This is a genomic window from Aliivibrio sp. S2TY2, assembly GCF_028765525.1.
In the GTDB taxonomy this organism is placed as follows: domain Bacteria; phylum Pseudomonadota; class Gammaproteobacteria; order Enterobacterales; family Vibrionaceae; genus Aliivibrio; species Aliivibrio finisterrensis_A.
Genome location: NZ_JARACS010000010.1, coordinates 85,516 through 107,716, shown reverse-complemented (window position 1 = coordinate 107,716; position 22,201 = coordinate 85,516). Strand labels below are relative to the sequence as shown.

The 22,201-nt window shown below is 39.3% G+C and carries 21 protein-coding genes; 7 read left to right on the top strand and 14 right to left on the bottom strand.

Annotated features, from left to right (window positions below):
* Window positions 1-26: 26 nt before the first annotated feature.
* Window positions 27-1,382: a glycerol-3-phosphate transporter gene (gene glpT, locus PVK63_RS15040; protein ID WP_130087717.1), complete on the bottom strand. Its 1,356-nt coding sequence runs from the start codon at window positions 1,380-1,382 to the stop codon at window positions 27-29.
* Between the two features lie 325 nt (window positions 1,383-1,707).
* On the opposite strand from glpT, the gene PVK63_RS15035 reads away from it, so the two are divergent.
* Complete coding sequence (locus PVK63_RS15035) at window positions 1,708-2,802, top strand: YdcF family protein (protein ID WP_130087716.1); 1,095 nt, start codon at window positions 1,708-1,710, stop codon at window positions 2,800-2,802.
* Between the two features lie 78 nt (window positions 2,803-2,880).
* Here the strand turns inward: PVK63_RS15035 and PVK63_RS15030 are convergent, their stop codons facing one another.
* On the bottom strand, window positions 2,881-3,522 hold the full coding sequence (locus PVK63_RS15030) for a thiopurine S-methyltransferase (protein WP_130087715.1): 642 nt from the start codon (window positions 3,520-3,522) through the stop codon (window positions 2,881-2,883).
* A gap of 254 nt (window positions 3,523-3,776) precedes the next feature.
* Between PVK63_RS15030 and PVK63_RS15025 the strand changes: the two genes are divergently transcribed.
* A complete protein-coding gene (locus PVK63_RS15025) occupies window positions 3,777-5,147 on the top strand; it encodes an L-cystine transporter (protein ID WP_130087714.1) in 1,371 nt (456 codons plus the stop codon).
* Between the two features lie 393 nt (window positions 5,148-5,540).
* On the opposite strand, the gene PVK63_RS15020 is transcribed toward PVK63_RS15025, so the two are convergent.
* On the bottom strand, window positions 5,541-6,071 hold the full coding sequence (locus tag PVK63_RS15020; RefSeq protein ID WP_130045626.1) for a 3'-5' exonuclease: 531 nt from the start codon (window positions 6,069-6,071) through the stop codon (window positions 5,541-5,543).
* Window positions 6,072-6,161: 90 nt separating this feature from the next.
* Window positions 6,162-7,679: a sensor domain-containing diguanylate cyclase gene (locus PVK63_RS15015; RefSeq protein ID WP_165371210.1), complete on the bottom strand. Its 1,518-nt coding sequence runs from the start codon at window positions 7,677-7,679 to the stop codon at window positions 6,162-6,164.
* 247 nt (window positions 7,680-7,926) lie between these two features.
* On the opposite strand from PVK63_RS15015, the gene PVK63_RS15010 reads away from it, so the two are divergent.
* From PVK63_RS15010 to PVK63_RS14995, 4 genes are all read left to right on the top strand, one after another.
* Complete coding sequence (locus tag PVK63_RS15010; protein WP_130087713.1) at window positions 7,927-8,559, top strand: DUF2760 domain-containing protein; 633 nt, start codon at window positions 7,927-7,929, stop codon at window positions 8,557-8,559.
* The gene (locus tag PVK63_RS15005) at window positions 8,559-10,379 is read left to right on the top strand and encodes an Hsp70 family protein (RefSeq protein ID WP_130087712.1); all 1,821 of its coding nucleotides are present in this window, start codon (window positions 8,559-8,561) and stop codon (window positions 10,377-10,379) included. The genes PVK63_RS15010 and PVK63_RS15005 overlap by 1 nt, the downstream gene beginning before the upstream one ends.
* A 134-nt stretch (window positions 10,380-10,513) precedes the next feature.
* A complete protein-coding gene (locus tag PVK63_RS15000; RefSeq protein ID WP_130087711.1) occupies window positions 10,514-13,330 on the top strand; it encodes an Hsp70 family protein in 2,817 nt (938 codons plus the stop codon).
* Window positions 13,331-13,468: 138 nt separating this feature from the next.
* Complete coding sequence (locus PVK63_RS14995; RefSeq protein WP_130045622.1) at window positions 13,469-13,771, top strand: hypothetical protein; 303 nt, start codon at window positions 13,469-13,471, stop codon at window positions 13,769-13,771.
* A 75-nt stretch (window positions 13,772-13,846) separates the two neighbouring features.
* Here PVK63_RS14995 and PVK63_RS14990 read toward each other — a convergent pair whose 3' ends face one another.
* Window positions 13,847-14,320, bottom strand: a complete 474-nt coding sequence (locus PVK63_RS14990) for a DUF2947 domain-containing protein (RefSeq protein WP_130045621.1) — start codon at window positions 14,318-14,320, stop codon at window positions 13,847-13,849.
* Between the two features lie 231 nt (window positions 14,321-14,551).
* Between PVK63_RS14990 and PVK63_RS14985 the strand changes: the two genes are divergently transcribed.
* Window positions 14,552-15,703: a DUF1887 family protein gene (locus PVK63_RS14985; RefSeq protein WP_130045620.1), complete on the top strand. Its 1,152-nt coding sequence runs from the start codon at window positions 14,552-14,554 to the stop codon at window positions 15,701-15,703.
* Between the two features lie 83 nt (window positions 15,704-15,786).
* Here the strand turns inward: PVK63_RS14985 and PVK63_RS14980 are convergent, their stop codons facing one another.
* From PVK63_RS14980 to PVK63_RS14940, 9 genes are read right to left on the bottom strand one after another with little or no spacing between them, the layout of a single operon-like run.
* Window positions 15,787-16,140: a c-type cytochrome gene (locus PVK63_RS14980; protein WP_338000103.1), complete on the bottom strand. Its 354-nt coding sequence runs from the start codon at window positions 16,138-16,140 to the stop codon at window positions 15,787-15,789.
* Window positions 16,140-16,646, bottom strand: a complete 507-nt coding sequence (locus PVK63_RS14975; protein WP_274440724.1) for a TlpA family protein disulfide reductase — start codon at window positions 16,644-16,646, stop codon at window positions 16,140-16,142. Before PVK63_RS14975 ends, PVK63_RS14980 begins: the two co-directional genes overlap by 1 nt.
* Before the next feature lie 4 nt (window positions 16,647-16,650).
* Entirely contained in the window at window positions 16,651-17,241 is a 591-nt protein-coding gene (locus PVK63_RS14970; RefSeq protein WP_130087709.1) for an SCO family protein, read from the bottom strand.
* An 8-nt stretch (window positions 17,242-17,249) separates the two neighbouring features.
* On the bottom strand, window positions 17,250-18,347 hold the full coding sequence (locus tag PVK63_RS14965) for a WD40 repeat domain-containing protein (RefSeq protein WP_242511082.1): 1,098 nt from the start codon (window positions 18,345-18,347) through the stop codon (window positions 17,250-17,252).
* A 49-nt stretch (window positions 18,348-18,396) separates the two neighbouring features.
* Window positions 18,397-20,076: an Lcl domain-containing protein gene (locus PVK63_RS14960; protein WP_130087707.1), complete on the bottom strand. Its 1,680-nt coding sequence runs from the start codon at window positions 20,074-20,076 to the stop codon at window positions 18,397-18,399.
* Window positions 20,069-20,695, bottom strand: coding sequence for a cytochrome c3 family protein (locus PVK63_RS14955; protein WP_130087706.1), 627 nt, complete (start codon window positions 20,693-20,695; stop codon window positions 20,069-20,071). Before PVK63_RS14955 ends, PVK63_RS14960 begins: the two co-directional genes overlap by 8 nt.
* Window positions 20,695-21,168 carry a copper chaperone PCu(A)C gene (locus PVK63_RS14950; protein ID WP_130087705.1) on the bottom strand — a complete coding sequence of 158 codons (474 nt, stop codon included), beginning with the start codon at window positions 21,166-21,168 and terminating at the stop codon, window positions 20,695-20,697. Before PVK63_RS14950 ends, PVK63_RS14955 begins: the two co-directional genes overlap by 1 nt.
* Before the next feature lie 25 nt (window positions 21,169-21,193).
* Window positions 21,194-21,679, bottom strand: a complete 486-nt coding sequence (locus PVK63_RS14945; RefSeq protein ID WP_242511081.1) for a porin — start codon at window positions 21,677-21,679, stop codon at window positions 21,194-21,196.
* Window positions 21,680-21,717: 38 nt separating this feature from the next.
* Window positions 21,718-22,170 carry a hypothetical protein gene (locus PVK63_RS14940; RefSeq protein WP_242511080.1) on the bottom strand — a complete coding sequence of 151 codons (453 nt, stop codon included), beginning with the start codon at window positions 22,168-22,170 and terminating at the stop codon, window positions 21,718-21,720.
* Window positions 22,171-22,201 lie beyond the last annotated feature (31 nt).

Here is a 22,201-nt window from a genome sequence, read left to right as displayed (position 1 = left end):
ATTACAGCCCTTTTTATATTTTCTAATTACATTGCAATTTTCTCTTTTACTTTATGATGTGCCTTTTCACCTATGAGAGCATAAAGCAAACATATAATAGACAAAATACAAGAAGCCACTAAAATCATGAAGCCACCATCCCAACCAAAGTGGTCAACGGTATAACCTAAGATAATATTTGCCGTTACTGCACCACCAAGATAACCGAATAATCCCGTTAAGCCTGCCGCTGTACCTGCTGCTTTTTTAGGAACGAGCTCAAGCGCATAAAGTCCTATAAGCATAACAGGACCATAAATCAAGAAGCCAATCGCAACCAAAGCAATCATATCAATCGTTGGATTACCTGCAGGGTTAAACCAGTAGACCAACACCGCAATAGTTACAAGAGCCATAAATAAAATACCGGCCGGAGCTCGGCGCCCTTTAAATACTTTATCTGAAATCCAACCACACAATAATGTGCCTGGGATGCCTGCCCATTCGTATAAGAAATATGCCCACGATGATTTATCAACCGTAAAGTCTTTCGCTTCTTTTAAATATACTGGGGCCCAATCAAGTACGCCGTAACGAATGAGATAAACAAAGGCATTTGCAATGGCAATAGACCAAAGTAACTTATTTTTGAAAACATACTTAAAGAAGATCTCTTTCGCCGTCATCTCTGTTTCATAAGATTTATCATAATCATCTGGGTAATCATTTTTATATTCTTCAATCGCAGGAAGCCCACAAGATTGAGGGGTATCGCGTAATGTCGCCCAAATAAACACAGCAACTAACGTGGCAAAAATTGCAGGAACATAAAATGCTGAGCGCCAATCGTCATTAAATGCCCATAAACCTAATAAGAAAAGAGGGCCAATCAAGCCGCCACCCACATTATGCGCTACGTTCCAAACCGAAACCAGCTCGCCTCGTTCTTTACGTGACCACCAATGCACCATCGTTCGACCACAAGCTGGCCAACCCATACCTTGAAACCAACCGTTCAAAAATAGCAGAATGAACATAGCTGTAATGCTGTTTGTTGCCCATGGCATAAAGCCAAAACAAAACATAACAGCGGCAGACATTAATAAGCCAGCACTTAAAAAATATCTAGGATTAGAACGGTCAGAAACACTGCCCATCAAAAATTTAGAAAGGCCATAGGCAATAGATACCGCAGCCAAAGCGACACCAAGATCACCACGACTAAAGCCTTGTTCAATTAAATATGGCATTGCCAAACTAAAGTTCTTACGAACAAGATAATAACCAGCATAACCAACAAAAATACTGATAAATAATTGCCAACGTAAGCGTGTATATGTGCCATCTATCTGATTAGAAGGAAGGCGTCCTATATGTGCTTGGGGTTTAAATATACCAAACATAGTTAACTCCATTATGATATTTGCGATGGGAGATAAAAGCTCGAACGAATAAATTAAACACTCGTTCGAAAGCAAGCGCATTGTGATGCCCAAGGAGAATTGTTTCTGTGACTAACCTTACAAGTTGAGGAATTATCAAAATTAATTAAGTAAAAGTTAGAGAGTAATTGATTTAATTTTGGCTGGATTTCTTATTGCTTGTGACGCTAGTTCATACAATTAACATTTGAGTCTGATAAATAAAAATAAATACGATTGCGCTCACAGCACACCATTTTATCAAGTCGTAGGATGACTTCTTCTTGTTGCTAACTTTGGAATCATTATGAAACGCACACTCTTAACCCTTTCTTTGGCGGCTATCCTTTCTAGTTCTTTCTACTCGGCACCAAGCGTTGCTGCATTAGATACGGTTCAACCACAGATTAATTACACAGAGATGACCTCTCAACGTCAGGTTGTTGACCAATTACTTAATGATGCTTACCAAATCTTTAAAAATCCGGCTCGTATCTCTCATGCTGGGTTTACGGCTAAAATGCCAAGCAACATGGAGATGATCACTAACAATTTACTTGATGCTTATAAACTTGAACCGTATCGTGTCGATTTATTGTTTTCTGCCGCGAATGCTCAAATTTATAACAGCAATGTAGACCGAGCGATTGAACTATTTACTCAAATTTTAGATGTTGCTCCTGATGATGTAGACGCCCATTCATATCTTGTTATTTGGCAAAACTTTAAAGGCAACAAAAGCGAAGTAACCAAACATTTAAATGCCCTAGAGCAATTAAACAAAGGTCGCGTTGCAGATTTGAAAAAAATCATGTCGGCCATTGATAGAATCGTTGATACTCCATTAAGCGATACAATCAAGAAACCAACCAAAGGTAATAACGCAATCATCACCCTAGGTTATGCTTTAAACCCAGATGGCAGCATGAACGACATCTTAATTGATCGACTTAATGCAACATTGACGATGGCGAAACAGAACCCTAACACTTACATCGTCGTAACTGGCGGCGTACCTAAAAACCATAAAACCGAAGGTAAGTTAATGGCCGATTGGTTAGTGAAAAATGGGATTAATAAATCGCGTATTATTGAAGATAACTACGCAAGAAGTACGGTAGAAAACGCACTATATAGCAGCTATGCATTAGCTCGCCATGATATTGACCACGCTACCATTATTAGTTCAGCAAGCCATGTTCGCCGTGGACAAGCATTATTTGAAGTCGCTAGTTGGCAGACTGGTCCTAAAGGGATCACATTTGATACGTATGCCGCTAACGATCGCCCACTCGAAGAATTAAAAATCCCAACGGATGGTGAGTTATTAGGTATTTATCGTGATGCATTACGTGTTTATGGTATGTGGAGTTACCGCTCTTATCCTTTAGAGCAACGTTAATTTCATTTACTTTCTATATAATAAATAAACAAAAGGTGACCAATTTTATATAGCCACCTTTTGTATTCTGACTATTTTCTAACTCTCAATCAACCACACTTCTTCCGCAAAGCGTGATAATCCTTTTTTGATTTTAGGATGGTTTGCATCAGCTTCATCACGCTGCAAGCGAGTAACTGTCATACCAGAAAATAGTGTACGAACTTCATCTTCTGGCACAGAGAATGGAGGCCCTGCCATTTCAGTTTGGTCATAATCTAACGTTACCAATAAGATGCGTCCGCCTTCTTTTAAGCGAGAACGTAATACTTGTACATATTCTTCACGCATCTCTTTAGGGAGTGCGACTAATGCTGCGCGATCATAAATCAGATCTGTAGCGTCAATTGGCGCGGTAAAATAATCACCAGAATAAATGGTTAGCTCATCAAATTCATATAACTCAAGAGTGCTAGTTAATGCGGTAACGGTTGGTGTATACAAGCGCTCAGCAAAAAAAGCACGTACGGCTATTTTACTTAGCTCAACACCCGTGACTGAATTATGTTTTTCAGCAAGCCAATCGAGATCCATCGATTTACCACATAAAGGAACAAATACCGTATCACTACGTTGCGGCTTTAACGCTGACCAATATTGAGTCAAAATTGGGTTTGTATCTGATAGGTGAAAACCAATTACATTACTTGCCCACTTACTTTCCCAGAATTCATGTTCCATTTACTTTTCCTTCCACTCACTTTTTATTATTCAGAAATGGTACCTCATCCCCCTATTCTGTTCTACAAATACTCAATTTATCAGCACATTGGTTTATCTATAACCGAAAAGTTAATTTATATTCCATTTCGTTATATATGATAACTTTTATCACTTATCTTACCGACAGGCTTACCGTTATTATGCCTTTAAATACAAAGGGCTTGTTTCAAATCGACACATAACGAGCGCACTAAATAAACAGGAAAAGCAGTATGTCATTAGCCGTTATCATCAATTTGATCGTCTTTATCGGTCTTATCTTCTTTCTTAATACCCAACAGCGCAAAGAATATACGTTGTCTCGCCTTGTTCTTATTGGTTTAATTGCTGGTAGTCTTTATGGTTTAGGTCTTCACGTCATTCATGGAGAAGGCAGTACTGTAATCAAGACTACTCTTGATTGGGTGAATATTGTTGGTAGCGGTTATGTTGGTCTATTAAAAATGGTTATCATGCCATTAGTATTAGTCTCTATGTTCTCTGCGGTTGTTAAACTCGATAAATCAGGCTCTTTAGGAAAAATTAGCGGCGTTACTATTAGTGTACTTTTAGTCACAACAATGATCTCTGCCTTAATTGGTATTGCAGTAACTCACACTTTTGGTTTAACTGCGGAAGGCTTAACTGAAGGCGCTCGTGAAACGGCTCGTGTTGCGGTATTAGAGTCTCGCATTGGTAGTGTTAGTGACCTGACAATTCCTCAAATGCTAATTAGCTTTATCCCTACAAATCCATTTGCTGATTTAACAGGTACTCGTTCAACCTCTATTATTGCTGTGGTTATCTTTGCAATTCTTGCAGGCATCGCTGCACGTAAAGTGAGTCAAGAGAAAGAAGAGTTAGCAGCCCCAATTAATACCTTTGTTGATGTTGCTCAATCAATTGTTATGCGCTTAGTCAAAATGATAATGGCACTAACCCCTTATGGCATCTTGGCGCTACTAACTAAAGTTGTTGCTACATCCAATGCTGCCGATATCTTAAATCTACTTGGTTTCATTGTTGCCTCTTACATTGCTATTTTATTGATGTTTGTTGTTCACGGTTTATTGGTTTCGTTTGTTGGTGTAAACCCTGTTGATTACTTCAAGAAAATTTGGCCTGTATTGACGTTTGCATTCAGCTCTCGTAGCTCTGCTGCAACAATCCCACTAAATGTTGAAGCTCAAATCACAAAACTGCGCGTTCCACCTGCAATTGCGAATTTATCTGCCACATTTGGTGCTACTATTGGTCAAAATGGGTGTGCGGGTATCTACCCTGCGATGCTAGCGGTAATGGTTGCTCCAACAATGGGGATCCCAATTGATGCTCACTTTATTCTGTCTTTAGTTGCCATTATCACGGTAAGCTCGTTTGGTATTGCTGGTGTTGGCGGGGGGGCTACATTTGCAGCATTAATCGTTCTTCCTGCAATGGGCTTACCTGTTACGATTGCTGCCCTACTTATTTCTATCGAACCGTTAATTGATATGGCACGTACTGCTCTTAATGTAAGTGGCGCAATGACAGCGGGTACAATTACAAGTCGAGTTCTTGGTGAAAAAAGTACGGATGAACAAGTAGAAAGTGCGCAAGCGTAAACAAAAACATATACTCTAGCTACAATAAAGGAAGCCAAAATGGCTTCCTTTTTTATGGTTTAAACCTAATGAATATCCCATTTGTATTCATGTTAAATATGACGAAGATTGCATTAGAAAAACTAATCTTAAAAAACAATTTTACTTGCTAGAAATAATAAAAAATTTATCTATAATGCGCGCCATACAGAGACGAAATACCTCGTTCTAATAATCAAGTTAAAAGGTGACGCTGCTATGGCTAAGAAAATCATAACTAAAATCGCAACTGCTTATCAGCGTTCATTTGTTGAATTATACAAACGTGATAATAAATAAGTTCGATTGAATCAAACAAAAAAAGGAGCTAATCAGCTCCTTTTTTAATGTATCTATTAAATAACCTATTACAATCTATAATATTTTCAATGCTAATTGCGCAAGGTTATATGCATCAACATAACCAGAATGCTGTCTGCCTTCCCATTCAATATCTAACTCTTCCATCGCCTTTCTTTGGCCCATTCGCTCATTTTTCTTACGTGATTTAATACGATAAATGGTTGCCAGATTTAAGAATTCACTGAATGGAACTTCTATGCCTTTTGCTCTACATTCAGCATCAAGAATTTGCTCATCGTGTCCCCATGCTGCATAAATTTTATTGGTTCCACCGAAATTCTTAATCATAGACTTCAATACGTCAGCTAATGGTCTACCCTGTTTTTCTATTTTTCGAGGGGAGATCCCTGTTAACTCAACACAAAACTTAGATATTTCGTCTTTTTCTGGCTTCACATAATATTGAGCACGTTTAACAACTTCACCTTTAATTAAGTCGATCTCCGCTAATCCTACTTCAATGATCTCCCCTGTTGTTCCTTTGCCATCAACATTCCAACAGCACATTTCTAAGTCAAAACAGACGATACGATTAAAGTTCATGGAGATCCTTGGTACTCAAATAAAACGGAGGCGCTATTCTACCTAAACAAAATGATAAGCGCGATACTATAAAAATCGATTGCTGAAAATTCAATCGTAAATGGTCACTTGGTTTCGCCCCTTCATCTTACTTTGATATAAAGCCTGATCAGCGGCTTTAATTAATTCCTTTTTGTCTTCACCATTCCATAAAACTCCGCCTATACTGATGGTTTGCGAGATCTCAAATTCATCAAACTGTGTTGGTGAGTTTTCAACAAGATGATGAATTTCATTTGCGATTTTCGTTAACGCCTCTTTGCTTTCAACTTTAATCACTATCGAGAATTCATCACCACCTAGCCGAGAGAATGAGGCTTTATCTTCTAAGTATTTAGATACTAATTGGCTAATATGCCGTAATACCTCATCACCTTCTGGGTGACCATAAGTGTCATTTATCTGCTTAAATTTATCTATATCAAAGCACAGTAATGCAAATGAAACGTTTTCATTAATATGGCTATTTATGATATTTCTAATTGCTCTTCGATTTAGTAAACCAGAAAGATCATCATGCATAGCCAAATAATGTAATTCTTTTGTTCTTATCGCCAATAATTTTTCAATTCTGTATTTATCTCGCGTAACCATAAAGGTAAGAGTCGCTATTAAAATAGAGATTGCGACTGAACCAATAAGCATCCAAAAGAGAGTTAGGCGTTGATAATCAGTTAATTTGTTATTGGTCTTATATTCAATTTTCCAAACACGATTTTCTATTTTTATGCTATTTGTATAAATTTGCCCACTAAAATCATCCCACTGCGCACTTCGGTGCATGATAGGATCATCTTCAGCATCAAATCCGGTATCAATAATACGCACAACTAAAGACTCACCTAATGACGTCGATGAAATAAGTTGTTCAAAATAACTCGTAATTCGGAGTACGCCAATCATCACTCCTTTTAAATTTTGTTTATCAGCAGTAAATACAGGGTGATAAACAAGCATCCCTGTTTTTATGGCATTACGATCTAAACTGTCTTGTAAAAGCCTAACCTTATCAGAGACACTTGGTTTCCCTGTTTTGATAAATTCATCAAGAACCAATTTAAAACGCTCACGAGATGAGTAAAAACCGAGTAATGGAATATTGGCTTCATCCCTTGGGTAAATATCAGTAGCGACATAAATCGGCTCATGATTTTTCATCACATATCCATAGGTTTTAGGCTGTTCTTTAGGAACGGTATAAAGCTTAAATGAGGGGAAAACATGCTGAACATTTTTAGTATGCTGCTCAATCTCACTTTCTTGAACTTTCTGCATCCATTGTAATGATATAAGGCTTTCTGAACTTGAGAGAAGAGAACTAGCAAATAGGGGAAATTGTAACCAATCTTGTTTGGATCCGGATTGATAAAAGTTAGCTCCAGCACCTATAAAATCAATGTCTTTTTCGATAAGAAGAGAAAGTAATACTGATTGACGGTCTGCTTCTTTAAAAAAATTCTCTTTATTATTGTCTAAATCAGATTTATAGACCACCCTCATTGAGAGCAAACTAAAGAAGAGCGCTAAGATAAAGCTGGTGGTTATATAGAAATAACTATTTTTAAGCACGCTTATCCCTCAAGCAGTTGATATATTGTTAATTCTAATCTTTATTAAGAGAGAGCGAAACTCATTAACCGATAAAACTAAAATTTTATTAACTTAGCGACAATCTGTTCAAAATAGCGCCAAACGGTGTCTGTTATCCATTTTTAAAGCGCTTCTTTTATCTCTTATCCCTTGAATATGCTACTATTCACCACAATTTAGTTAAAAACGTTTGGTGTATTGCACCCAAAAATATAGAGAATTAATTATGAATTTTGACGTAAATGCTATTCCTTCTACCTTTGATCTAGGTCACATTGTCCTATTCGGTACTTCTGCTTTGTTTGTATTACTTTATGCAATGAAAAAAGGGAAAACCGTAGAAGTTGAAAAGATTGTTGAAATTGAAAAAGAAAAGATCGTTGAAAAACCTGTAGAAAAAATCGTCGAAATCGAAAAAGTGGTTGAAGTTGAAAAGATCATTGAGAAAATCATCGAAGTTGAACCAAAAGTAAAAGCATCTACTCCTGAATCTGCTCTTCAATTATTATCTCTTTTACAAAAAGAAGCACGTTTTATCGACTTTATGCAAGAAGACCTTAAAGGCTTTGCTGATGCAGAAGTTGGCGCAGCGGCTCGTGTTATTCATGAAGGTGGCCAGAAAGTATTATCCGACTACTTCACTCTTACTTCAGTTCGTACTGAAGAAGAAGAATCTCGATTAACTATTCCTGCTGGTTTTAATCCATCAGAAGTTCGCCTAACAGGTAATGTAGTAGGTGAAGCTCCATTTAACGGCACACTTATCCACCGTGGTTGGAAGGTAGCCGAAGTGAAACTGCCAAAACTGGCTGATGGTTATGACGCAACAATCGTTGCTCCAGCAGAGGTTGAACTATAATGGAACAAGCTAAATACAGCATTGGTATCGATTTAGGTACAACTCACTGTGTTCTTTCTTATGTGGATTTACATGATGAAGATGCAAGCGTTCAAGTGATGCCAATCCCTCAATTAACCGCTCCTGGCCAAGTTGAAGAGAAATCACAGCTGCCTTCTTTCATGTATCAAGCGCATGACGCTGAACTATTAGAAGGTGATACAAGTCTTCCTTGGACAACCAAACCAAACGCAATTGTTGGTAGCATTGCTCGTAACCTTGGCAGCAAAACGCCAATTCGCTTAATTGCAAGTGCAAAAAGTTGGTTGTGTCATGGTGGCGTAAACCGTCGTGAAGCATTCTTACCGCTAAATAGCCCAGAAGAAGTGATCAAAGCATCACCTCTTGAAGTGACTAAGCGTTATTTAGAACATTTACAAAACGCATGGGATTTTCAAAACCCTGAACATCCTCTAAATGAACAAGATATTACGATTACCGTTCCTGCATCATTTGACCCTGCAGCTCGTGATTTAACGGCAGAAGCGGCAAATAATCTTGGCTTTCGTAACCTTACTTTATTAGAAGAACCACAGGCGGCAGTATACAGCTGGATCAAAAATAACGATGATTCATGGCGTGACCAGGTTTCTGTTGGTGATGTGATTTTAGTGGTTGATATCGGTGGTGGTACTACCGATTTATCATTAGTTGCAGTGACTGAAGAAGAAGGTAATTTAAGCCTAAACCGTGTTGCGGTAGGTGATCATATTCTTCTTGGTGGTGACAACATGGATTTAGCCCTAGCTTATCGTTTAAAAATGAAGCTAGCGCAAGAAGGTAAACAACTGCAACCTTGGCAAATTCAAGTAATGACTCACGCTTGTCGTGATGCTAAAGAAGCCCTTCTTAATGATTCAGAGTTGCGTGCAGTTCCAATTGTGGTTCCTAGCCGTGGGTCTAAATTGTTAGGCGGCACGCTGCAAACGGAATTAACTCAAGAAGAAGTACAACAGACATTGGTTGAAGGTTTCTTCCCTGTTGTTCCTGTTACTGAACACCCTGTTCAATCAGCTCGTGGTGCACTGACTCAAATGGGTCTACCTTACGCACAAGATGCAGCAGTAACTCGTCACCTAGCTAGCTTCTTAACTCGTCAACAAGCGGCAACTGATGACGTATTTGGTCAACAGAATGACGCTGATTTTATTAAGCCTACTGCAATTCTTTTAAACGGTGGTGTTTTAAAATCAAATCTTCTTGCTGAGCGTTTACTGGGCATTATTAATGACTGGTTAATTGATGCTGAAGCAGAAGATGCAAAACTGCTTGAAGGTCTAGATCTTGATTTAGCGGTTGCTTCAGGTGCTTCTTACTACGGTTCTGTTCGTACTGGTAACGGTGTTCGTATCCGTGGTGGTATCGCATCAAGCTACTATGTTGGTATCGAAAGCTCTATGCCTGCGATTCCAGGAATGGAACCACCAATGGAAGCGCTGTGTGTTGCTCCATTTGGCATGGAAGAAGGCTCTCATGCTGATGTTCCTAGCCAACAATTTGGTTTGGTAATTGGTCAGCCGGTGCAGTTTAAGTTCTACGGTTCAACGACTCGTCGTGACGACCAAGCTGGTACACACTTGGATTTCTGGATGCCAGAAGAGCTAGAAGAGTTACCTGCAATTCAAGTGACGTTACCTGTAACTGAAGGCCGCACAGCAGGTGAGGTTGTTCCTGTTCGTTTAGCGTCTAAAGTGACAGAACTTGGTACTCTTTATCTTGAAGCCATTGCTGCTGATAGCGGTGAGAAATGGCACGTTGAATTTGATGTTCGTGAAGCGTAATTTGGATATTATTCTTCGCTAGTTGCGCATCTTAAGAGTTCAGTCACCGTTATGGAGGCTGAACTCTTTTACTATATGCCCCTATATTTTATCGCTGCCGCTTTCTCTTTTATTGCAGCTTCAATGGAGTTTCTATGAGTTCTTCTAATCGTTATTTAATTGGTATTGATCTTGGTACTACTCACACTGTTGTGGCTTATACTGATATTTCTCTTGGTATTGAAACTAGCCCAATTGAAATCTTCAATATCGACCAATTAATTGGACCGGGTGAAGTTGCTCGTAAACCCCTACTTCCATCATTTCGTTACCATGCTTCACAAAGCCAAATCACTGAAAATGACCTAACACTGCCTTGGAATGTAAAAGCGATTGATGGTGAAATAAAAAACGCAATCATTGGTGAATGGGCACGTGAATTAGGCTCAAAGGTAGAAGGTCGCCAAGTAGTCAGTGCTAAGAGTTGGTTATCTCACACTAAAGTCGATCGTACCTCAGATATTCTGCCTTGGGCAGGTGCAGAAGATGTTGAAAAAGTCTCTCCTATTGTTGCCAGTGCGAGTTATTTAAATCACGTTCGTCAATCTTGGAATTACCACCACCCTGATGCGCCAATGGAACTTCAAGAAGTAGTTGTTACGGTACCCGCTTCGTTTGATGAGAGTGCTCGTTCATTTACTATACAAGCAGCAAAACTGGCAGGTCTTGATAAGATCATTCTATTGGAAGAACCACAAGCCGTTTGTTATGACTGGTATCACCATCATCAAGACACAGCAAAAGATATTCTAAAGAACATTCCGTTAATGGTGGTGTGCGATGTAGGTGGCGGCACTACCGATTTAAGTTTAATCCAAGCGCGTTTTAATAAAGACGAATTAGCACTTGATCGCATCGGCGTGGGTGATCACCTAATGTTAGGTGGTGACAACATTGATTTAGCCTTAGCGCATTTAGCTGAGCAACGCTTAGACAGCGGTAAGAAAATGACGGCAGCCGCGTTAACTAAACTTATTCAACAAACGCGTAAAACCAAAGAACGTTTACTGTCAGCTAATGCACCAGAATCTGGCCATATCACTCTATTAGGGTCTGGCTCAAAATTATTAGGTGGTAGTCGTAAAGTTGAGTTAACCAAAGAAGAAGTTCATCAAATTGCGCTTGATGGATTCTTACCACTGACTGACTTTAATGACCGTCCAAATCAACGTCAAACCGCTGTTGTTGAATTTGGCTTACCTTACGCTTCTGATCCTGCTATCAGTAAGCACTTAGCTCAGTTCTTGGATAATCATAAAGAAGTGTCAGCAAAAGCACTCGGTTGGGATGATAATGATTTAGCTGCTCATCAAGATCGTGCTATTCCTGTTGGCCTATTATTAAACGGTGGCGTATTTAATAGCCCTCTCCTTGCTGAACGTTCACTTGAATTGATGAATAACTGGAAATGTGACACTGTCACTCAGTTATCTAACCCTCATCCAGATTTAGCTGTTGCTTATGGTGCCGTAGCTTATGGTAAAGCACGTCATGGTGCACAATTAAAAATCGGTGGTGGCTCTGCGCGTTCATTCTATTTACAGTTAGAAGAGAAAAATAAACAGCCACAAGGTTTATGTTTATTGGCAAAAGGCAGCGACGAAGGTGAAGAAATTCGCATGACAAGCCGCCGTTTCTCACTAACATTGGGCGAACCTGTTCGTTTTAATTTGCTTTCAACAACAAAAGATCAGCTTGCTACCTCAGGTATGATCACTGAGTTAGCCGAACCAAGTTTTGTTAGCTTACCGCCTTATGTCGTAACACTTGAATCAAGTAAATCAAAAGATGATCTACACGCAAACCAAAAAGATCGCGTTGAAGTAACCCTAGCCTGTCAATTCACAGAAGTCGGCACCATTAAGATTGAATGTGTTTCTGTTGAGGACGATTCACAGCGTTGGTTAGTCGAATTTGAAGTACGTAATCAAGCCTCCAATAAAAGTGCTAACCTTGCGGATCAAATTAGCCTTCCCCCTCGCCTACCGAATGCTATAGCAAGTATTAAAGAGGCTTATGGCGGCAGCAAACAAAACCCAAATGCCATTAAAGCCTTTTCTAAAAACATAGAGAAGCTGATAGGTAAACGTGAATCATGGGATTTAATTACCTCACGGGAACTAGCAACCGCATTACTTGACAGTAAAAAACGTCGCCGCCGCTCTGATAAACATGAACAAAACTGGTTAAAAATGACAGGTTTTGCTCTGCGTCCTGGTTTTGGCTACCCTGCCGATGAATGGAAGATATCTCAAGCATGGGAAACCTATCAACAAGGCATTCAATTCGAGTCGAAACAATCTTGGAACGACTGGTGGACATTCTGGCGTCGTATCTCTGGTGGTTTAAGCCTAGAGCAGCAAGAAACCATTTTGGCTGATATGGCAAAATACCTACACCCGGGCTCTTTGCGTAATCCAAAAACATTAGAAGAGGCCAGTAACAAAAGTTATGAAGCTATGGTTCGTCTAGCTGCTGCACTTGAGCATCTGGATGTTGAAGATAAGACACTGATTGCCTCTTGGGTATTAGGCCATGCAAAAAATGACAACCAACCGCAAGTCCATTGGTGGGCGTTAGGACGTATTTGTTCTCGCTCTCCATTCTATGGTAGTCAGCATAATTTAATACCAGCAACCCAAGTGGCTCAATGGTTACCAACACTATTAGCTCAAGATTGGAAAATACAACCAATGGCAGGTTTTGCCGCAGTTATGATGGCACGATTGACTGGTGATAGAACCTTAGATGTCTCAGATGAACTACGTGAAAGTATTATTGATAAACTGAAGAAGAGTCGCTCTCCACAAAGTTGGATAGATCTCGTCTCTAGTCAGCAAGCATTAAGCGAAGCGGACTCTAAACGACTTTTCGGTGACGCTCTACCAGCTGGGTTACGTTTAATTAATTAAACTGTTGGCATGACAGAAATAAAACAAATGACGCTTTTTGCTTCTTTTTTGTCAAAGCTTCGCAAACTAACTAAAATTGTCTTCAAAAAAATGATGGATTGAGTATACTGAATTCATCACAATTTTTAGGTAACCTTAATGTTCCATATCGTTATTTTAGCGAGTATGGTGTTACTTTATTTTGTTGGTTGGTTTCGCTTCGGTACTCGAGAATTACGCAATGCAGCCAAGAGGTTCAGTGAAATAATTCCTGCCCCTCAAGAGCTAGTTATTGAATGGATTATGTATAATAAACAGATATTGGATATCAATGAGTTTCAACGTTTTATCATCCATTTAAATAGAGCAAGCACTGAAGATTTAAAAGCAGAGCTAGATAGTTTTTCACATTATCTTGAAATACACGCGCCAGAGTACGTGATTACAAGAACTCCTTCTTAAACTATCAGCGATATTAAACAAAAAGGCTCAAAGTTAATAACTCTGAGCCTTTTTTAATTTTATCGCTAATCGTAATTAACTTCTTGAGCCTAACTTCACTTTACCTTTCGAATTAAACCACAATGCTTGTGCTTTCTTCTTTCCGATAAGTATTGGTAAGTCATCGTAAAATAAAAAGTTTTTCCATGTTTTCTTAAATGTGCCCCAAGAGGTTTCAATCAGATTGTATTTCTCATAACAAAAATAAACCGTTACATCATCAGCCCAATCAATAAACTCTAATACTTCATCTGGCAATGCTTCATTATCACTATCCCAGCGATGCTGCCAATCAATCTCATTGCTCCATGAGCTTTGTTTCATTGGCCATTCTTTCGAACCAAAATGATCTGCAGTTGGACTGTTCGCACTAATAAAATCATTCCAAACTTGAGCAGATTTTGCTTGAGTGAATGGCTTAATTAATGACAATAATTCATCATCAACTGGCATTGATTGATGAGTAAAAATCCATTTGCGATTGTATTCATCTAAAGGTAAATAGCTCATAGTTCATTCTGTATTTAAGGCATGTGGCTCTATTCTATCGTCTTTTTTATTAAGCCCAAATAAGAATATTTAACAATGGGTTGATTTTTATCATTAAGCCCCTCATTACAATAGTATTGAATAGAAAAACCATACTAATTCTATAAACTAGTATGTACTTAAAATTATAATTATTCGGTTACGCATGCCTTCTGCTTCATTATGTGTAATCACCATTACAAGGATTATTTCATGATCACGCATGTTGGCATATTAGATCAAGACCCCGTCCGTCTTGTAACCCCTCTCCTTGATCTCTCCGTAAAAGGCGAGCATATGATTTTTATTGGCGACGAGACACAGAAAGATATGTTTCATCGCTTAGAAACCATACTTCAATATAAGGGAATTACTTCTGATTTTTATGAAATCCCAAATATTGTAGACACTCATTTAATTAAAGAATCTTTGCAAGCATTAGCCGCCGAAATGAAACATCATTTTAGCGACATTAAATTAAATGCAAGCTGTGGCCTTCGACATCGTCTTCTTTCTGCCTATGAAGTGTTCCGCTCTTATCATTGGCCAATTTTTGTTGTCGAACCATTCAGCGATAAATTATGCTGGCTTTACCCTGATGGTCGCAAACAAAAACACGTAGCTGATAATATCCGTTTAAGTGATTACCTTGCTATCTTTGGCGCACGCTGTGAGTTTTCTGAATCTGAACTTCCAGAGAGCATTGATAAACGTCTGCGTGAGCTTTGTCAGCGTTGGGCAAGTAATGCACTAGAATTAGGCCCAGGTCTTGCTACATTGAACTACTTAGCGACAACTTGTCGCAAAGAACAACGCCTTGATGTTGAGGTGACAGAGAAGCAGCAGAGTTATAAAGAACTTAATATGCTACTGACTGATCTTGTTGAAACGGGTTTAGCTACCTATGAAAACGGCACCTTAACGTTTGATTGCGAAGAAGCTCGACGTTTAGCTAACGGTGAATGGTTAGAGATATTAGTTCATAATACTGTGGTCGATATTCAGCAATATTTACCAACACTTCAAGATCACTCTTTGAATGTTCAAGTTCACCGTGAAATTGGTGATAAAGACGTTCGTAACGAGCTAGATGTGGTTAGTATCGTGAACAATAAGCTGCATATTATTGAATGTAAGACCAAAGGCATGCGTGATGATGGCGATGACACTCTCTATAAATTAGAGTCGTTACGTGACCTTCTAGGTGGCTTGCAAGCGAGAGCTATGTTGGTGAGCTTCCGCCCTCTACGTAATAATGACATTATGCGAGCGCAAGATTTAGGCTTAGCGATTATTGGTCCAGATGAGTTAGGCGATCTTAAAAAGCATCTTCTCAATTGGTTCTTAGCCGCTGGTGGTCATTGATTATTACAGCAAAAAAATAGATAAAATATTTATTATACCAACTCAAAGAAAACGTTGATTTGGTATAATAATCCAACCATTTATCAAAACGCCTTTTGTTTATTTAGATAAACCGCCATCGCCTTAATCTCCTCATCACTAAATGGTTTCATTGCAACTTCCATTGGGATATATAGTCCATTTTTACGACGATTTTCTCGATAATCAATCATCTGGTTATATAAATAGATTTCTGATTGCCCGCCAATTTTAGGATACAGTGGCATCACGGGTAGGTTCCCCTCTTTGCCATGACATTGCGTACAACCACCACGACCAGGGTTCATATAAAGTGATTCACCCAAATCGTATTGTTTTGATTCTTGCCCTGCAGCGAAGGTTATCGTTGAATAACATAGCATCGAGACAGATACAGCAATTGATAACAATATTTTCATTATAAACTTTCCTCTAAACAAACAAGCCACTGTTTATACACAGCAGCAGTATGATGTAGATAACCACTAGCGATAAATTTCACTTCCCCTTTAACCGCAACCATTGTTGCTGGCAATCCATAAATGCCCATTACAGACATTGACGACATATCCGATAAGAAACCTTTGTTAAGTTGCTGCAAACCAACATCAGCAATCACTTGAGCCACTTCTGGTGTTTGCTTGCCTATATGCACTGTATTAACCGTAATATTGTGCATTTTACTTTGCTCAAGCGTAACTAACATCGGCAACTCTTTACGGCAGGGAGAGCACCAAACCGCCCATAAGTTTACTAAGCTAATCGGTGATTGATCTAAGCTGTGTTGCATAACCATTGGTAACTGTGATTTGTCCACTATTGCAGGTTGAAATGACTCAACTAAGGGGCATTGTTGAGCTTTTGTTGGCATAGAGAAACCAAACAAGTGAATAATTACGAAAATATTTAATAATCGCCTACTCATTTATCTACTTCCTTATATCAAGCTCAATTTGAATTGCTTGGCTAATTTTCTCGGCTCCATCACCATACCCATACACATCTATCAACTCACCTTGAGGGCTATAGAAATACAAGTAAGTAGAATGAAATACTTCATATAATTCGGGAAGTGGCGGATAAATGGGTTTACCATCGCGAGAGTAGCCATACGTTGCTCGTAGAGATTTACTGACTGCTTTAGTTTGCGCTTGAGTTCCCACTAGCCCTTTAAGTTTAGGGTGAAAATACTGCACATATTTTGCTATGTTCTCTGCACTATCACGATGTGGATCGATAGAAATAAACAAAGGGGTGACATCCTTTGCTGATTCACCTAATCGATTCATTACGCCAGCCATATCCAATGTTGTTGTTGGGCAAATTTCAGGGCAAGATGTATAACCTATGGCAATAAATAGATACTGTGTTGGCCAACTTTTCTCTGTCACGGTCCCCATGTTAGCCTCACTTAATGTAAAAGTAAGCGGAGACGCTTGTAGATAGACAGAAAATAAACTGCTCCAGCTTAACAGAAAGGCACACCCACCTTTTAGCATGCTTTTGATAAACAATTTCATTATTACTCCTAGTGGCAAATAGTATTAGTTAAACCCATCGCTATTAAGTGAGGATTTTTCAAGCCGGTTTTAACGGTAGGCAGTAGCGTTTCCTTACGAAGGTCTAGCACCACTAATTGGTCACTATTACGCTGAGTTGCAAATAACGTTTTCGAATCTGCCACAACAACGACATCACCTAAAGGAGCATCCATTGGAAAATGTTTCGGTGGTTGCTTATCGGTTAAATTGAATATGTTAAGCCCGCTTTGCGTAGCAACAACACCAATCGACTCTAACCAACCTGTACGTATCTCAGTCGTTTTATCTTTAAAGTCAATGCGTTTTACTACTTCGCCACTCCAACTATTAACAACTAGCCCGTGCCCATTCTCACCGGCTAAAATAATATGTTCGCTATCAGAACTCACATAAGGCCTCCAAGGTTTAGATTCTAATGCGATTTTTGCAAACTCTTGCTCCATAAATAAATCCCAGATCGTAACACTGTTTTTTCCAAGATCACCGACCATAACTAAACGAGCATCAGGAGAGAGTGTTACTTCAGATACTTCACCACCACTTCCTAACTTGATTTCTCTCGTCGCTTCATCATGCACCCGCCACACTAACGTTCGGCCACTGTTTTGCTCTGTTATATAGAGGTTATAACCACCGGCATCAAAGTTCACACTGTAAGGTTGCTCTAGGTTTAAGATTTGCTCTAAATAGCGACCCGTTAGTGGTTCAAGCATCACTAATTTATCTTTTAGTGCCACGGCTAGCCTCGCCCCATCAGGTGCAATGATGATTGCTTGAGGGATCGATTCTACCGCCATTTTCCAATGCTTTTTTTTAACTAAATCGTACACATAAACTTGAGGCGTTTTCCCATCGATATAAAGCAACATATCTTGTACATCGGAAACTTCCATTGCAGTTGGAACTACTTGCATCTTTAACGTATCAACGTAAGCGTGCTTAAAAGTATCAATAACTGCTACATTTTCTGTGGCTTTATCGGTTATAAATGCCCAGCGTGCACCGTCGTCATAACGACCAAGCTCATAGGAATTTCCGCTAACACTTAGAAATATAAGTGATAATGCCATTATTTTTTTCAGCATAATAAAAGCTCCAAAGCCCCTAATAAATAGGGGCTAATCTATGGATTGATTAAGGATTTCGAATACAACGAGAGTAAAATTCTACATCTTTACTCATTCCTAACCCCGAGCCAATTTGATAACCTTGAGCCCAACCTTTATTCCCTTTATCTTGACGGTGATCTAACATTTCCGGCGTTTGATCTTTCTTACGCGGGGGTAATGGTCGAACAAACAACGTTGGTCCCGGCAAATCTGTCGAGCTACTCCAGAAGAAATACTTAATTGGTGTATTTGGGAAAAACTCTTCATCAATTGCTGGTGACGTCTTGTTATAGTTCACAATAGAGACGAGTTCACGAATGTTAGGCAAGCGCCAATCATCATAATTCGCATAATTAAGATTTTCACAATACTTAATTGAATCTAACCAATTACGTCGTTGGTAATCAATTTTCTGCTGCCACATACGGTCTGTTACTTTTTCCGTTACCGTACCATCTTTGTTGTCGACATAACTCATGTTGTGATATGCGGCACCATTATCTGCACGCACACAACGAACCAGCTTAGTTGATGCCGTGTGCTGACCCATGATATGACCTTCAGGGAAACCTATGTGCCAAGCGTGATCAGGATGGTCACTTACAGGGAAGCCCCACACACCTGATTGAAGACGTGGCATATTTAAGAATGCATCAGTATTAATTGCTGGGCGGAATTCACCCAAATCAGCGATACTTTGCAATTCTTTCATTAATGGATAACGCCAATCGTCATAGCCATCTAGCTCTAAGTTACTGCAATATTGCTCACCTTCTACTGCCGTCATCCAGATACGTGATGAGTCACGTTCCCACATTAGCTTGGTATTGTTATCCACCACTATTTTTCCTGAATTACTAATCGTGTAATCCATCGGGTTTTTCGGGTAATCATTATCTTCACCATGCATATCGATGAAGTTTTGAATTAGACCAGTATCTGGTAACACAAATCCTTCAACAGGTGGCATACCTTTACCTGTAATAAATTCACGCTGTTCAATTGGTGTATAGAACATTCCTGTCACGTAGGCAACAATATCAGCATAGTCATCTTCACTAAGCATTTTAGCAAACGGGACCATAACCGCAGCTTGACGGTTTGTTCTCTTACCATCACGATAAGCTGTCATTTGCTCAAATACATATGCAGGCATTTGACCTTTTAGCGGTGGATAAGCCGGGTTGGTACTTGCTCCTTGTTCACCATGACACATCTTGCAGCTTGCATCGTATTTCGTTTTACCACGGGCATATGCATCACTCGCAACCACTTCTGAACGAGGGTTCCATTTCATTGGACGCTCACTTAATACCAGTGAAACATCAGCGATTTCTTTTGGCGGAACGGTATATACCATCTCTTTCATTTGTGATGACACACCTGCTTGGCGTTCCATATCCATATCAACAAATTGGTTATAGAAATACTGCGCATCAAACCCTTCTAGTTTAGGACTCAAGGTTTCAGGAACCTCCTCGATTGCCGGACGGTGACAGCCTAAATAACAAGCATAGATAATACGATTAGCAACTTGACGTTCTTGTGGCGTTAAATCAGCAGGAGTACGTTTAATGGTATAATCTTCATAACCATTATTAATATCCTGTACCGGTGTTTTATCTGTAGCAAAACTCGGAGTAGCCATAAGGCCAAGAGCTAACAGCGTTGTTGCCAGCGTATATTGTTTACGGTGCTTATCCATGACTTACTACTCCTAGTTGAGACATCAACTCACGCATTCTCTCTTCATCTTTCATTCGCATATTACGTTTCAGATCCGGATGGGCGATATCGTAATGACAGCTTGAACATTTCCAATCTGAGTCTGTATCTTTACGAGAAAACGCCAACTGATGAGTTTGATCAGATACCGGAGAGGCCTCTGTCGCATTTTCTGCACGTTCTTCTAATGTTCGATGACAATTTACACAACCAGAATCAAACACATACTCGGTACGTTTTGGATGCAATTTGTCATAATCTAATGAGTCCATTTGTAAAACATACTCACCAAATAAATGACGCATTCCTGAAGTGCCCTTCACCCAAAGCTCATCAACCACATTTGAATCTGGAAGGTGACAAGATACACAGTCAGCAACAAAACCTTGCGAGTTGTTGCCACCGTGCACACTGTTCGCAAAAGTTTCTACTGCCGGTTTCATTGTGTGGCAAGTACCACAATATTCATTGGTACTAAAAGCATGCATGACTTCGCTAGCAGGTAGCGCTGCTAACAACCCTATACCTACACCTACCGTCAATAACACAGCAATCACAGCACCTTTAACACTACGAATAGACTTAAATAATGCTTTCATTAGTGACTACCTGCTTGTTGTAATTCTGCTGATGTTTTCACCATCGCATCACATTTAACTTCTGGCGCAAATGCTAACCAAAGCTCTACTGGATAAATTTCCCCTGCAATTGGTCGTTTTTTAAGATTAAATAGCATCACATGATTACCCCCCGGTTTTAACTCCACAGGGTGCTCTGGTTTAAGGGGTATTTGTGGAATACGTTGCATTGCCATTACGCCATCAACATGAGTCATTGTATGTAGCTCAGTGTAACTAGTTAACGTATTTACCGTTGCACCATACAAAGCTTCAGGAGCAGGAAGTCGAAGTGAATCTGTTTGCGCATCTGGCTGATACGTTACCGTGAAATAAAGTCCCGTTTTATCTGAACCTGGTGCTGGCTCACGTATTACACAATCAGAAACAGAGACAGCAGCATAAGCAGAACAACAACTCAAGCCTAGTATTAAGGCACTTATTGTACGTTTCATAATAGGGTTCCTATTTAGATTGAAATTAGAAAGAGACGATCAAACCAAGATTAATATTGTCGCTTTTTGTTATAGACTTAACGTTTAGGTTCTGATTCGGCTCTTCACTAAAAAGTGCACCCTCTGCAAATACCGTAAAGTGTTTATTGATAGCGTGACTTACATTAGCAAGTACAAGCGATTCATTATCATGAGTATTTTTCCAATCAGCATACTGGTAGCCCAAGCTAAATGAGGTCTTGTTGTAAGTGTATTTACCTGAAATCCCATATACATTGCGTTTATGGTAAGGTGCATCGTAATCGAACTCAGCGACACCGCCTAAATAGAAGTTCTCCCATTGGTAACTCGTAGCGACAACGGTACGTTGACTGTCTTCTTTAGCCCCATTCATCATCTCTTTTGATGTCAGTGATTGGTTTACTACTAAACTAAAATCACCTTGGTTATAAAGTGCACGCAAACCAATAATGTCAGCATCATTATCATTGTCATCCTTAGGTGAAACCACTGCAGCTTTAAAGTGGAAAGGTCCAAAATGAGGGGTAATCAATGCCAGTTGGTTGAATAACGTTGGCCGCCAAACAATAAATTATTACTGTGGCGCTCCATATTATTGCTTTCAAATATATCGGCCTTGCTATATAAATCGGCCCATGTACCTGTTGTACCTGAACCAATAAACATCCCACCCCATTTTTTATTCATCATGATGATGTTAGCTTCACGTACAATCAGATCGTTATCTGACGCATTTTCGACCATAGATTCTGAGTACTCTGCCTCTAACTGGTAACGTACACGGAAATCATAAACAGGAACAAAACCAATCAAACCTGCTTCTGCTTGATAAATATCCGTGGTGTAATCAGTATTCTCTTGAAGTGCAACTTGAGCACGAATGGAACCATAAAATTCAGGCTCCAAAAACGTCACCTCTTCAGCAAAAGAATAGCTAGAGCTCAACATTAACAATGCCACTGAGATTTTATTTATTTTCATATTTTTTTCCACAACTTGAAATATATCGTTG

Bases quoted from the DNA above. Each gene is read 5' to 3' on its own strand.
- PVK63_RS15035 (WP_130087716.1), top strand. From the start codon at position 1,708: ATGAAACGCACACTCTTAACCCTTTCTTTGGCGGCTATCCTTTCTAGT.
- PVK63_RS14955 (WP_130087706.1), bottom strand. From the start codon at position 20,695: ATGAAAGCATTATTTAAGTCTATTCGTAGTGTTAAAGGTGCTGTGATT.
- PVK63_RS14940 (WP_242511080.1), bottom strand. From the start codon at position 22,170: ATGAAAATAAATAAAATCTCAGTGGCATTGTTAATGTTGAGCTCTAGC.
- PVK63_RS15010 (WP_130087713.1), top strand. From the start codon at position 7,927: ATGAATTTTGACGTAAATGCTATTCCTTCTACCTTTGATCTAGGTCAC.
- PVK63_RS14960 (WP_130087707.1), bottom strand. From the start codon at position 20,076: ATGGATAAGCACCGTAAACAATATACGCTGGCAACAACGCTGTTAGCT.
- PVK63_RS15030 (WP_130087715.1), bottom strand. From the start codon at position 3,522: ATGGAACATGAATTCTGGGAAAGTAAGTGGGCAAGTAATGTAATTGGT.
- PVK63_RS15025 (WP_130087714.1), top strand. From the start codon at position 3,777: ATGTCATTAGCCGTTATCATCAATTTGATCGTCTTTATCGGTCTTATC.
- PVK63_RS14975 (WP_274440724.1), bottom strand. From the start codon at position 16,646: ATGAGTAGGCGATTATTAAATATTTTCGTAATTATTCACTTGTTTGGT.
- PVK63_RS14950 (WP_130087705.1), bottom strand. From the start codon at position 21,168: ATGAAACGTACAATAAGTGCCTTAATACTAGGCTTGAGTTGTTGTTCT.
- PVK63_RS14965 (WP_242511082.1), bottom strand. From the start codon at position 18,347: ATGCTGAAAAAAATAATGGCATTATCACTTATATTTCTAAGTGTTAGC.
- PVK63_RS15020 (WP_130045626.1), bottom strand. From the start codon at position 6,071: ATGAACTTTAATCGTATCGTCTGTTTTGACTTAGAAATGTGCTGTTGG.
- PVK63_RS14995 (WP_130045622.1), top strand. From the start codon at position 13,469: ATGTTCCATATCGTTATTTTAGCGAGTATGGTGTTACTTTATTTTGTT.
- PVK63_RS14970 (WP_130087709.1), bottom strand. From the start codon at position 17,241: ATGAAATTGTTTATCAAAAGCATGCTAAAAGGTGGGTGTGCCTTTCTG.
- PVK63_RS14980 (WP_338000103.1), bottom strand. From the start codon at position 16,140: ATGAAAATATTGTTATCAATTGCTGTATCTGTCTCGATGCTATGTTAT.
- PVK63_RS14985 (WP_130045620.1), top strand. From the start codon at position 14,552: ATGATCACGCATGTTGGCATATTAGATCAAGACCCCGTCCGTCTTGTA.
- PVK63_RS14990 (WP_130045621.1), bottom strand. From the start codon at position 14,320: ATGAGCTATTTACCTTTAGATGAATACAATCGCAAATGGATTTTTACT.
- PVK63_RS15000 (WP_130087711.1), top strand. From the start codon at position 10,514: ATGAGTTCTTCTAATCGTTATTTAATTGGTATTGATCTTGGTACTACT.
- glpT (WP_130087717.1), bottom strand. From the start codon at position 1,382: ATGTTTGGTATATTTAAACCCCAAGCACATATAGGACGCCTTCCTTCT.
- PVK63_RS15005 (WP_130087712.1), top strand. From the start codon at position 8,559: ATGGAACAAGCTAAATACAGCATTGGTATCGATTTAGGTACAACTCAC.